Here is a 13,372-nt window from a genome sequence, read left to right on the forward strand (position 1 = left end):
GATTTCTTTAGCCTAAAAAAACGAGTGCCGGAAAAAAACGTAAAGATTATTGAATGGCATCATATTGTATATAGCAGGGAAATGATATTTTATCCTGCCCGAAAAAAAAATTTGGTAGCTTGAATTTAAAGCCTACTTTTACATACCAAATGGTCGGTTTACAATGAATGATACGAGAGAGCATATACTGACTACTTCGTTGAAATTATTTCTCCAGAAGAATTTCAAAGAGGTAACCATGAAAGAGATAGTGACAGAAACGGGTATGTCGAAAGGCGCATTCTATCATTATTTCAGCAGTAAGGAACAGGTTTTTGAAGAAGTGATTAATTTCTTCTATGGAGATATGATGACGGTGAAATACGAACAGTTCTCCAAAGAATCGCTGCGTGATTTTTATATTGGCTACCTGGCGTATATGGATCGGAAAATGAAGGAAGCAAAATATGCAGTTGGGGCAGATGGCCAGAAGAGCTTTGTCAGCAACCATTACATGCTCATCTTCGATGCGATGAAGATATTGCCGAAATTCAGGGAAGAACATTTGATAAGGCAACGGGAGGAAATCAGGGCATGGACGGAGATCGTGAAAATCGCCAGGAAAAAAAACGAAATAAAAACTCAGATGACAGACGCCCAGGTAGCGAAGATGTTTGTATATGTCGGCGATGGACTGGGAGTTAACACCATCGTTTCCGGGTCGCTGGATCGTATACAGAAAGAACTGATACCGCTTTGGGAGGGATTGTATAAGATGCTTTCCGGAAGGGAATAGCCGGTAAAGATGTTTGTTAGTTTGCATCTGATATAATGGAATAGATATTTATGATGGGGATTATCCGGCGGCCATAAGCACGCCGTTTGCGTCTGATATAATGGAATGGATACGCCATTCCTTTTTTAAGACAGGTTCACATACCGAACGGTCGGAATTTAGATATTATTTATGAAGATTTTTTGCCCGTAGGAAAAACTCCCTGCCGGCCGGGGAGAGATTTGTCTTTTTATGCGCGGTTACATACCGAACGGTCGGAATTTAATCATCCCCCAATAACTATCGACAGAAACAAAACACCATAATATCCAATGCCATCAAACGAATAAACATCTCTTATGAAAAAGAAGCACATACGGCTATTCATTCTCTCCGCCGTCATCGCCATTGCAGCAGGCACCGGTGCCTACTTCATTATAAAGGACAGGGCCTACGCCAGTACCGATAACGCGCAGGTCGACGGTGACATCGTTGCCATCCGTTCCGGGGTCACCTCCTGGGTAGAAGCCATCCGGTTCAGTGATAACCAGCCGGTGAAAAAGGGAGATACCCTGGTAATACTCAATACGGTTGCATTAGCCGCTAAAGTACAACAGGCTGTTGCCTTACTGGAAAATGCAGCACAAAACCTCAACACTGCTGATCTGCGCGCCCTTGCCAGCAGCCGCAATGCCAATGCCTCGCTGCTGAACACGGTATCAGATCAGCAAACCATTGCTGCCGCAAAAGCGAACCTGGATAAAGCCAGCCACGACATGGATCGTTCCACCGCACTGCTCAGTATCAGGGCTACTACCCAACAACAGCAGGAAGCTGTAAAAACCGCATGGTTGCTGGCAAAAGCCGACTATGAAAAAGCCGTCAGCCGCGAAAAAAGTACGTCGACCACCTCAGCAGGACTGGAAATACAGGCCCGGGCAGAACACCGCCAGATTTCCGCGACCCAGGCACTCGTGCAGCAACGCCGCGCTGAACTGAAACTCGCTGAGGATGACCTGAGCCATGCCTGTGTACTCGCACCCTTCGATGGATTTGTCACTAAACGAAGCATTAAAGAAGGGCAATATGTAAGCGCCGGCCAAACGCTCTTTGCCCTCATCGATACCCGTAACATCTGGGTGACAGCTAATTTTAAGGAAACAGAACTCAGGAAGATAAAAACCGGGCAACCAGTCGAAATCACACTGGACGCCTATCCCGACACCCCGCTATCGGGCCGCGTAGCCTCGTTTTCCGGTGCTACCGGTGCAAAGTTCTCCCTGCTCCCACCTGACAATGCCACCGGTAATTTTATCAAAATCACGCAGCGATTTCCCATTCGGATCGCTATTGATAACATGGCTGCCTCTCGCATCAGTTCCCTGTTCCCGGGACTAAGCGCTTTTGTAAAGATCAACATCAGGTAATATGAATACTCCTGCACTCACCTACCCTACCGGCGCTGCCAGATGGATTTTGCTGGCCACCGCCGTTTCCTGCGCCATGCTTGAGCTGATTGACACAACCGTGGTAAACGTATCACTAAGGGAAATCAGCGGCAATATAGGCGCTACTACTACCGAAATCGCCTGGGTGATTACTGCTTACAGTATCGCCAATGTCATTGTTATTCCGTTGTCGGGGATGTTATCGAATCTCTTTGGCCGGAAGCTTTATTTCACCTGCTCCGTTGCCATCTTTACGCTATCGTCTTTTATGTGTGGCTGTTCCACCAGCCTGTGGGTGCTGGTGGGCTGGCGCTTCATACAAGGCATAGGCGGCGGCGGCTTATTGTCGACCGCTCAAAGCATCATCATGGATGCCTTTCCACCGGAACAACGTACCACCGGCTTAATGGTTTTCGGTCTGGGTGTCATACTCGGACCCTCCTTCGGCCCCGTACTTGGCGGCTATATCACCGACAATTTCTCCTGGCACTGGATCTTCTTCCTCAATGTGCCTATCGGCGTAATTGCGGCCTTCCTTTCGTGGAAATACGTACAAGATCTCCCCGGGGTGGAAAAACCGCGTATCGATCTGGCAGGTATTATTTTCCTTGCGATAGGTGTGGGATCACTTCAGTATATACTGGAAGAAGGTACTACCGCCGACTGGTTCGCCAGCAGCGAGATCACATTCTTCTTTATATTATCGATGATTGGACTGATTGCCTTTGTTATAAGGGAATTCAGTATAGATTATCCGGCCGTGAACCTGCGGCTGTACCGAAACTTCAACCTGGCTATGGGCAGCCTGATGAACCTGATTGTAGGCATTATCATGACCGGCACGTTGTTCATCTTTCCATTGTTCGTACAGGTATCGCTGGGCTGGACAGCCACACAAACCGGTGCTTTCATGATCCCTGGTATGCTGATGACCATTGTAGGGATGATGATTGCCAGGAAAACCACTGAGAAAGGGCTCCATCCCAAGGTCATTATTCTCACCGGCCTGGCGCTGACGGTGATATACCTGGTAATGCTTTCCTTTTCCTCGCCCGATTCCAACGGGCGCCATTTCTTCTGGCCATTCATGCTGAGAGGTGTTGGCGCTGTGATGATGGTGATGCCGGTGCTGGGACTGGCAACGGCCGGACTTACCGGCAAGGATCTGGCGCAGGCGGTAGGCTTATCGAATATGCTCCGCCAACTGGGTGGTGCAGTGGGTGTAGCACTCATGAATATTTATATCAGTCATGAAAATGCCTTCGTGCGGAACAACATGATTTCCGCCATCAGTCCTTATAACCCGGTCAGTACCTCCTATGTGAACAGCATTGCCGAAGGAATGTCCGGAAATGGCTACGGGCCTGATGAAGCCAAGCAACTGGCCTGGCAGCTCACCGATGCTGCTCTCCAGAAACAAATGCTGCTGGTGAGCTACAATCACGGATTTATGATGGTAGGCCTGCTGATGCTGCTGGCTGTACCAGTTATACTCATGATACGGCATCAGCCAGCGAAGGGTGCTGCCGTGATGGATGCTCATTGATCAAGACTTTAAACACAATTACATGAAGAAGATCTTCCTCATCATATGCCTTGCCGCCACGATGAACACCCGGGCCCAGGAAAAACTAAGTCTGCAAAAAGCGATATCCACCGGGCTGGCTAACCGTTACGATATGCAAGCCAATAAATACAACATCTCTATAAGCAGTAATACCCTGCAGAAGAACCGTAAAGCCTGGATCCCGGATATCAGGGTCGATGGCTCCGTCCGATACAATACACAGCTGCAGGCTACTTTTGTGCCGGCTGGTTTCGGCGGGCTCGACAAGCCCAAACTGCTGGCGCTGGGCGCAAAAAACGCTACTATATTTGGGGTTTCCCTGGATCAGCCGGTATTGCAACCGTCGATAAATACAGATATCAGCATTGCCCGCACCCAGCTGGAACTGCAACGCGAGCGTAACCGGGCCGACGAAATCAATATCTCGGTACTGATTGCCACGGCCTATTACAATGTATTGCTGAAAAAACTGCAGCAGGAAATTGCGCTTCACAACGAGTGGCGCTTCGGGAAATATTATACCCTTGCGGAAGGCAGGTACAAACAGGGAGCACTCATTGAAACTGATTACCTGCGGGCGCAGCTGGATCTGGAAAATGCAAAACTCATCTGCATGAATACGAGCCAGGATTATCTGCTTGCGATGAATGAGTTAAAATACCAGATGAATCTGCCGGATACCACCGGTATAACGCTAACGGATACACTCCGCAACAACGGACAACCGATAATTGCGGATGACAGCCAATATGCCAACCGCACTGAAATAAAGCAACTACATCTCGAGGAAACCGGTAACCGGTTGCAGCTGAGGAAAGCATTTCAATATGCCATCCCGGTTATTGCATTGACTGCTAACTATTCCCAGCAATACCTCTACAACGATTTCAAATATACACAACAGGAATGGTGGATGCCCTTTAGCTACGCAGGCGTTAAAATCAGCATCCCCATTTCAGGAAATATCAAAAATCATCACGACATACAACAATACCAGCTAAAGTCGAAGCAACTATCGGCCCGGCTGCTCCAGCAAACAGCAGACGTAAAATTTGAAATACAGCAAACGGCAACGGCCCTGAACAATGCCTTGCGCAGCATGCAAACAACACAGAAAAACTACGAGTTGTCGGAAAAAATATTCAGACAGCAACAAGCGGAATTTACATTGGGCAGTTTCTCTTACGACAACCTGCTGGAAACAGAAAGATCCATTAACAATGCAGAAGAACAATATATCAAATCGGCGTACGAATACCTGATGGCGCAAATCAGGTACAGGAAGGCGATCAACGGATTTTAGAGCACGCTTAATTCACTTCCAGCGGCATGTCGGGATCAGCGATAGGTATCTTACCTATCGCTGCAATCATTGCTATTATTTCTTCTTCAGTTGCAACGTTGTTCATCTTTTTCCGGGTAACAGCCGCCAGCTGACGGGGAGTTACAAACAGTTCAGGAAACTCTTCATCTTCATAGGTGATATGCAGCGCTTCTTCCAGATCCATCAGCAAAGATGCAAAACCGGCAGCCCAATCGGTCTGCCGTATCATCAGGCTTATCTTTTCAATGGTTTCAGGTGGATTCACGGTTGTATGGCCACAGTGTTTGCAGGTTATCTGTGGCTGCGTCATCGCAGCGGGACTGAAATAATCCGTTTCTCCGCATTGCCCGCAGGTATATCGCATGGGTCCCATTGCCTACAAATATATCGTTTTACCTGTACGTACCGATTCCCGCGCTGCCTCCAGTATGCGCACCACTATTACATTATTCTCCGGTGCATATAAACCATAAGGCGGCATTTTTTCCTTTCCGTTTAATACATCAATCAGGTAACTGAACGGATCTTCATATACGCGTATATCCGTTGCTGTTACATGCCTCGTCTGAGCCGGCTTTCTTTCATCGTTCCGTTGCACCAATGTGTATTTGTCGGCCGCCACGAGGCTGCCTTTGTCGCCATACACCTCCATATCCTTCCGGCTGAAACTCCAGTTCCAGGAGGCCTGTATAGTGCATTGCATATCGCCATAATCCACGAGTATGGTAGCATCGTCTTCTACTTTAGGATAAATCTGCGGCTTGAAATGCCGGGCCGCGGCGGTAACGGAAACGGGCATACGATTTTTCGCCAGGCGGGTCATGAGGTTGGCGCCGTAGCAGCCAAAGTCCATCAATGCTCCTCCCCCGTTGAGTACCGGATCGGTGAGCCAGGCCAGGAATTCAGGTCCGCAGCCAATTTCTTTAGGCCCCTGGTGCCCGTCGTTCACCGTTACTTTTCTTACTTTTCCGGCGTAGCTGCTGTCTTCCACCAGCTGTAAGGTTTTGGCAACAGAAGGGTACCAGCTGGTTTCATAATCTGTCAGCAGCCGTACATTATGGCGCCGGGCCAGCGAATCCATGAACACGGCATCCTGCACCGTGGTAGCCAGCGGTTTTTCTACCATGATATGAATGCCTCTGGGCGCAGCGGCAGCTACCACTTCCCGATGGGATTTGATATCGCCAAAGGCCAATACAGCAACGGGTTTTACTGCATCCAGCATGGCGGGCAGGTTCGTATAGAAAAGTCGTTGTGGCAGATGGTATTGCCGTGCACGCAGCCTCGCAACAGCCGTATCGGGTTCGTATATACCCACGATCTCTACATCGCCCTTATCCGGGCGACCCAGAATAAAGCCGGCATGCCCGTGTGATACTCCGGCAACGGCTACACGAAGCCGCTGGGAGAAAGCACTGCTGCAAAGTAGCAGGCTCAGTATAAAAAGAAAAACAGAACGCATTCCTAAATCTAGGAAATATGTTCTGTTTCTACTAATGTTACCGTCAGTTCGCTTAATAACTGGCTTTCATTCCCTTCTTCTTCCAGTAATCAATAATTGGCTGATAAGGCCCGTATTTATGCGCAGCGATAGAGAAAGTATCTGCAAATGGTCCTTTATCGTAATCCAATGCTTTTTCTTCCATATGAGGGTAATCGAAACTTTTCACATCCGGGCGATGATGGCGGCTGTCGTCGTTTACAAACGCGGCGATATCCATCGCTTCTGCATCGGACAGCACCGGCTTATCCCAGGTAGCTTTATCGTAAGGCATGTTTGCTTTCAGCCACTGGGCCTGCTTGATAATGCGATGCATGCTTGAGCCTGGCTGATAACCATATTGCCCCCACAATGGCGGATATACGTAGGTGACTTTATCTTCGCGCAGCTGCCCTTCTCCTTCTTTACCATGACAACGGGCACAGTGCTGTACAAACAGCTGCTCTCCCCTTTCCGGGCTGGCAGCAATATCCGGCAATGCTATCTCCAGATTCTTAGCTCCTTTGTAAGGTTGATCTTTCGGAACAAAACTGCTGATCCAGCGAAAATACGCCAGAAAAGCCACCATCTCCTTACTATCGAGCGGTAAGGGCCGGCCGTTATGCGGCCTTGTCACGCAGTTATTCACTCTTTCGGCCATAGTGAGCACTTTGCCTTCCCTCGCCCGGTATTGAGGATAATGCTCATGCGATTCCATCAGGTTGAAGGAAAACGGTTTGGTACCACCATTTTGATGACAGTTGGTACAATTCATTTTATTGCCCAGGTAATGACCATTTACGCCATCAGGCCCTATGTAATAGGCGGTGTTATACATCAGCTCCTGGCCATACCTGACGGCTTCGCCATATTTATCTGTTGGTATTTTGGTACTGTCTGCCTGTAATAAAACAGCTGCTTTAACTGCAGGTGTTTTTTCTTTGGCCTCACTCTTTGCATCTGACTGGCAGGCGTAAAAAGCTACCGCAATGGTAGCGGCAAGGAAACAACTATTTACAATACGAAAGGGATACTTCATCATTGGCACTGTTATTTGTCTTCCTAAAAATTAATGGGTGATAAAATCAGGTAATAGCGCTTTGGATATAAATTCAGCCCTATAGGGAATAAAAGCGCAGTGAAGCTGCCATAGCAGCTTTCCGGCTTTATCTGTCAACAACACGGTATTCCGTTTGGAACAACATGCCAGTATGTATTGGTGATCTACCAGGTAGGCGCTGCCCATACGGTCGTTGAACAAATAGGACGGAATCTGGCTACGCCAGGTAACGGTAGCTTTTCCGGAAGCCTCATCGAGATGAAAGGCCAGCACCTGCGATTGCTGCCGGGAAACCCCGTTATCAAACAACATCAGGTCGCCGTTCTCATTGCGGTGTACTGCATGCCCCATATCAAAGGCCGCGGTATCGGGTAGCTGAAAATCACCGTTCCGCCCGAATTTCCAGATGATCTTACCGGTACGCGCGTCCAGTTTCCAGATTTGTCCGTTATTATAAAACGAGATCAGGTAATTGCCGTCTTTGTCGAAACTCAGGCTGTTGGCGTGCATCCAGTCCATACGGGTTCGTAGTATATCCTTGTCTTCCCGGGGATCCAGTGCATCAAACACGGTCCATTCCCACACCTTGTGTCCCTGACGGTCCAGCACCAGGATAGCGTCGCTCCTGACGGTATCAGCATCGTGGCCGCCCCGGGCACTCAGGTCGAATTGTTTTTCGGCAGTACTGAGCAACACAATATTATTCCCCGGGCTGAGTAACACTTCATGATGTGCGTTCGCAATAAAATCATTTTGTCCTTTCTTCAAATGCAGCAGGGTATCGCCTGAAAGTGACAACTCCATGATTTCATTGCCATAACTGGTGGGAAATTCCTTACCACCGAGAATACAAAGCAATGTTTTCTTTTCTGTAAAGTGCGCCGTTTTAAATCCGGTGCCGTTCACCTGATGATACCAGGCAACTTTTCCGTTGGCGTCGAGCAGATATAATGCCCCCGGTTCATCGCGACGGCTCAGCAATACATATCCTTCTTTGAAACCAGCAGGCAACTGCGGCTGTGGGTTATCGAGATTAAATCCTTCCTGCACCCAATATGGAAGCGGCTTCTTGTGATGCTGCTGACAGGAATAGATGCCCAATAAAATGATAAGATACCGGTATAATTTCATTCGCATTACAATTGTTCATTGTTCAGTGACCCGAATCTATACATGCAGACGGAGGTTGATAACGTTCCGGATTCTGGCGAAAGATTGCCGGCAATCAATGTTTCGCACGATCACTACTGATGATGTTTAAGTGTAACAAGATAGTGATTTTAATCAGAATAAAAGACGGTGTTTTTAATTCAGTCAAACATTGACATATTATAACAATATGTGTATCTTAAAAGAAGATCCAAACCCTCAAACCCGTTATGAAACTATCTAAGAGCACCCTATGGCCAGTTTTGCTAATGTTGCTGTATGCCTGTTCAAACAACAACCATCATATCCCGACTATCACGCTCCCCTCACCTGACAACTTCAGCGAAGAAATCAATGTGAGCCGGTTTATATTAATAGGACCTTTTACAGGTGATACCAGTGAAAAACATCGCATCGACACCAATGATCTTGCCAGGTATGGAATAAAAGAAGAAGACCTTAGCAATGACAATTTCCGCTCGCTGAAAAATGAGGTATATCAATCGAAAGGATATTACGCAGACCTCAGCGCGCTATTCGGCCCGCTTCAGGGAGCCAACTGTTACGTTTTATTTTCCATCAAAAGCCCTGTAGAACAGGATGTAGCCTTCCTGCTCGGCAGCGATGATGGCGTAAAAATCTGGGTCAATAAAACCCTGCGTTTCCGGGTAGATGATGCCAGGTCACTTCAGCGGAATACCAATATAGTGGCCGTTCATCTGAAGAAAGGTGACAACACCGTGGTCGTAAAATCCAACAATCTTACGAGGGGCTGGGCATTTTACCTGAATATCAGCTCCGTAAAATATGCCAGCGAGTTTTACCAGCATCTGTTTGCAAGCGACCTGCTTGAAAGCTGTCTGATTAACACAAAGGATACGCTGAAAATCAGGGTCAATCCGCATTTCACGACGATGGGCGATTCCGCTGCGGTACATATCTTCAGTAACAATGAACAAAAAGTATTTACAACAAAAGTTCCGGCCGATACCTTCTGGAAAATCCCGGTAGACAGTATGTTGCCGGGTGCTTACAAATGCCAGGTGCTCACGAAAACAGATACTATCAGCGAGATATTTGTAGTGGGCAACTATAATGCACTTTTTAATAAAGACTCTGCTACACTGGCAGCCGTGAAAGGCGACCAGGATTTCCGGATAAACACCCGTACCCTGCTTTCCCGGTTCCGCTTCCTGGAGGATTTCGGTATCCGGAATAAATTCGACAACCTGTTATACCGGAAAATCGCCATCACACTGTACGAAATCGAGTCTATTATCAACGACAGGGGTAAGCCCAATCTGTTTGCGGATAAAAAAGGCTGGCATTTACGCGGGTATCTTTCCCCCATCGACAGCAGTATTGAAAACTACATGGTTTATTTACCCCCATCGTATCAGAAAGGACAGCTCATACCCCTTGTAGTGGTGATGCCCTGGGTATACCGCAAGATGCCTTACGCAGAAGGACCACATGTAGCCTATCTGGGAAAAATAGAAACGATGATGCAACTGGCAGATAAATTCGGCTATGCTGTGTTGTGGTCCAGTTCAAGGATTCATGAGCAATACAACCTGAATCCGATAGTATCGGCCTCTACTTTTGCAGCGATCCGGAAAGTAAGCCAGGATTATTCTATCAATAAAAATCGTGTATACTTATACGGTATATGTACAGGAGGTTTATTTTCCTTACAGATCGCCAACAGGTATCCTTCTCTCTTTGCGGCAGTTGGCGTGGAAGGACCCGAACTCAGCTATACCACCTGCGAAACCGAATCAGGTCAGCATAATTATTCTTTTTGTCCACCGAAAGACTGGGTCAAAGAAAATAACATCCTGAAGTCCGCCAATAATTTCAGGAATGTGTCTATTTATCTCAGTCACGCCCCCGGCGATCAGAAAGCAGATTACAATATTTCCCGGCGGCTGTTTGACCTTGCGAAACGGGCTGGTGCTGATATTGTATTAGATAGCGTACCTCTCGTTGTTAAAACACCTTCTCTTGATCTTTATCCGGAAGAAATAATACAGCATAATATCTTCTCCTTCTTCAAAGGGAAAGAAATTACTCCGCCTGCAGTAATTAATTTTTCTACTTTCCAGCTAAAATATAATCAGGCCTACTGGATTACTATCAACAGGCTGGATACCTTACACCGGCAGGCTAACATCAAAGCAGTTTATAAAGATAATGTGGTACAGGTAAGCACGAAAAACATTGCCGGATATACTGTTGACATAGCGGGTATGCCTAAAGTAGCCCCAGGGAAAAAACTACTGATCACTACCAACAACGACACCTCTTATTTCAATTTCCCGGATGCCACAAAAACGATTGTGATAACGGTTCCGGGGAAAAAGGTTTTTAATTTACGGGAGAAGACAAGCAGCACGGAAGGCCCTGTGAACGATCTTTTTAAAGAGAGCTTCGTAGTGGTACGCGGTACAACCGGCAGCAAAAGCGAAAATGCGGTGAATGATAGTCTTGTTGACAAATTCGTTAAAAACTGGCGGGAAAATAATTTCGCTGATTGTCCGGTGAAACGTGATGTAGCGGTTACGCCTTATGACATCGCGCATCATAACCTGATACTCATCGGCAATCCCGGTACCAATGCGATGATCAAACGTCTGCTGACGCCCACCCTTCCTGTGAAGATTCTCAAAGATTCCATGGTGATAGGCCAGCAAAAGATAGCGGGGGCCCATCTGGAGTATACGTTGATTTATCCCAATCCGCTGAATGCTCAGAAGTATATCCTTTTACTAGGTTCCAACGATCCGTTAAGCCGGGAAATAGATCTTGATTTACAGGAAACCGGCTGGTATGATTATGAAATAAAAGATGGGGTTAACGGTACTGTGTTGGCGAAAGGATATTTTGATAAATTTTGGAACCAGCTGCCATTTACTGGCAACTAGTTCCGGTTGTTTGTTATTTCCAGATTGGATTCTGTGTTGCTTTCGGATTCGATCTCAGTTCACTCGCCGGGATCGGGAAAACGTAATGTTTACCCTGAAAGCTGCTGGCGCCCTGCTTCTCGTGGGCTGTCAGCATAGCCTGCAACTGGCCGGCATCTTTATACCATCTTCTCAGGTCATACACGCGGTTTTGTTCAAAGAACATTTCCAGCAGTTTCTGGTGATCGATTTCCGTCATTACCTGTGTTTTTCCCGCCAGATCAGCGGCAGTTTTATCGACCAGGCCAGCGCGGCGGCGGATCCGGTTGATATCACCAATCGCTTTTCCGAGATTACCATTCTGCGCGGCTGCTTCTGCACGGAGCAGCAGTACTTCCGCAAAGCGGAATACCCTGTAGTTTGCAGTGGAAGGAGAAGCGCCCCAGTAGTTGTCTGCATCCTTCACATTACGCCAGGCGCTGGTGCCTTTCTTAATCAGGAAACGTCCGTTGGTAGTGGTATCCAGCTTAGTATCCGGGTATAAACGCTTGGTTTTGGAAAGAGCGGAATTCCAAAGCACATCAAAGGATTGGCCATCGTACCAGGTGGTATCTTTTTCTCCCAGTGTGGAGTATTTCCACATCAGGGTAGCATACATACGCTTATCGAATTTGGTATCGGAACCGGCTGGTCGTTTTTCTTTCAAAAACTCATTTACCAGGTAGTTAGACGGTACATATTTAAACCATCCACCTCCTGCCGGCGGGCCTATGAATTGCGGCAGGTAGTTATACATCGGCGAGTTCGGTGATTCTGTGCTCCACGCTCCATACTGATTACCCAATGGTGCAAAGGTCCATTCGAATATCGATTCTACGTTGTATTCGTTCTTATCGGTATAGTTGTCTTCGAAATTGTCAACCAGGTCGTAGCTGTAAGGGCTCTGTGTCAGCAGATCGAAGGTAGCTTCTGCCTTGGCGTAATCTTCCATGAACATATAAGCTTTTCCCAGGTAAGCAACTGCAGCACCGCTGGTAGCCCTGCCCTGTTCCTTGGAATCACGTTTTGCAGGCAACCCGGCTTTAGCATCTGTCAGGTCGCTGATCACCTGTTTCCATACCTCTTCTTTTGAACTACAGGCCAGGGCATAACCATCGGTTGTTTCCACAGGAGAAGTTCTTATAGGTACACCACCCCAGTTAGACGCCAGGATGTAGTAAGCCAATCCGCGCAGGAACTTGGCCTCGGCGATGTACAAGGCTTTTTTGGAATCGTCGATATTAACATTCCCGATCTTCCCTAACAGTACATTGGCGCGATGTATACACTGGTAGGTATTAGAGAAAATAGCTCCCAGGTCGCCGTTGTTCTCATCGTTGGTAAAAGTAGCCACCGCCCAGGTTCCGGTTTCTTCACCCGGCAGTGTGAATACATCGTCGCCCAGCGTATTAATATCCTGTATACCCTGATAAGAGCCCCAGTAGCCATAAAGGGAAGAACGCAAGGGACTATATGTAGCTGCCAGCCCTGCACTTACGTCGTTCTCATTTTTCCAGAAGCTGGCATCTGTAGTTTGATTCGGATTGTTCTGGCTCAGAAAATTCTTTTCATTACACGCCGCTGCTGCTGTTAAAGCGAGCGCAAGTGTTCCTATATATTTGATTGATTTTTTCATAATGAAATGCTG

The 13,372-nt window shown here is 47.3% G+C and carries 10 protein-coding genes; 5 read left to right on the forward strand and 5 right to left on the reverse strand.

Translation table 11 applies throughout. The features are described 5' to 3' along the window. Window positions 1–163 precede the first annotated feature (163 nt). The 4 genes from UNH61_RS18195 to UNH61_RS18210 all read left to right on the forward strand — a co-directional run bounded on the left by UNH61_RS18195 (window position 164) and on the right by UNH61_RS18210 (window position 5,072). On the forward strand, window positions 164–775 hold the full coding sequence (locus tag UNH61_RS18195) for a TetR/AcrR family transcriptional regulator (protein WP_326993407.1): 612 nt from the start codon (window positions 164–166) through the stop codon (window positions 773–775). A 338-nt stretch (window positions 776–1,113) separates the two neighbouring features. Continuing rightward, window positions 1,114–2,181, forward strand: a complete 1,068-nt coding sequence (locus tag UNH61_RS18200; RefSeq protein ID WP_326993408.1) for an HlyD family secretion protein — start codon at window positions 1,114–1,116, stop codon at window positions 2,179–2,181. A gap of 1 nt (window position 2,182) precedes the next feature. Then, window positions 2,183–3,748, forward strand: a complete 1,566-nt coding sequence (locus UNH61_RS18205; protein ID WP_326993409.1) for a DHA2 family efflux MFS transporter permease subunit — start codon at window positions 2,183–2,185, stop codon at window positions 3,746–3,748. Between the two features lie 22 nt (window positions 3,749–3,770). Then, entirely contained in the window at window positions 3,771–5,072 is a 1,302-nt protein-coding gene (locus UNH61_RS18210) for a TolC family protein (RefSeq protein ID WP_326993410.1), read from the forward strand. 7 nt (window positions 5,073–5,079) lie between these two features. On the opposite strand, the gene UNH61_RS18215 is transcribed toward UNH61_RS18210, so the two are convergent. From UNH61_RS18215 to UNH61_RS18230, 4 genes are read right to left on the reverse strand one after another with little or no spacing between them, the layout of a single operon-like run. Further along, window positions 5,080–5,466 carry a hypothetical protein gene (locus UNH61_RS18215; protein WP_326993411.1) on the reverse strand — a complete coding sequence of 129 codons (387 nt, stop codon included), beginning with the start codon at window positions 5,464–5,466 and terminating at the stop codon, window positions 5,080–5,082. A 3-nt stretch (window positions 5,467–5,469) separates the two neighbouring features. Beyond that, window positions 5,470–6,555: a Gfo/Idh/MocA family oxidoreductase gene (locus UNH61_RS18220; protein WP_326993412.1), complete on the reverse strand. Its 1,086-nt coding sequence runs from the start codon at window positions 6,553–6,555 to the stop codon at window positions 5,470–5,472. Window positions 6,556–6,607: 52 nt separating this feature from the next. After that, window positions 6,608–7,615: a c-type cytochrome gene (locus UNH61_RS18225; protein WP_326993413.1), complete on the reverse strand. Its 1,008-nt coding sequence runs from the start codon at window positions 7,613–7,615 to the stop codon at window positions 6,608–6,610. A 27-nt stretch (window positions 7,616–7,642) separates the two neighbouring features. Then, window positions 7,643–8,764 (reverse strand): aryl-sulfate sulfotransferase, encoded by a 1,122-nt coding sequence (locus tag UNH61_RS18230; protein ID WP_326993414.1) that lies wholly within the window; start codon window positions 8,762–8,764, stop codon window positions 7,643–7,645. 248 nt (window positions 8,765–9,012) lie between these two features. Here UNH61_RS18230 and UNH61_RS18235 point away from each other — a divergent pair, with 248 nt between their 5' ends. Then, window positions 9,013–11,706, forward strand: coding sequence for a PHB depolymerase family esterase (locus UNH61_RS18235; protein ID WP_326993415.1), 2,694 nt, complete (start codon window positions 9,013–9,015; stop codon window positions 11,704–11,706). A 13-nt stretch (window positions 11,707–11,719) separates the two neighbouring features. Here UNH61_RS18235 and UNH61_RS18240 read toward each other — a convergent pair whose 3' ends face one another. Next, a complete protein-coding gene (locus UNH61_RS18240; protein ID WP_326993416.1) occupies window positions 11,720–13,360 on the reverse strand; it encodes a RagB/SusD family nutrient uptake outer membrane protein in 1,641 nt (546 codons plus the stop codon). Between the last annotated feature and the right edge of the window lie 12 nt (window positions 13,361–13,372).

This window comes from Chitinophaga sp. 180180018-3, assembly GCF_037893185.1.
In the GTDB taxonomy this organism is placed as follows: domain Bacteria; phylum Bacteroidota; class Bacteroidia; order Chitinophagales; family Chitinophagaceae; genus Chitinophaga.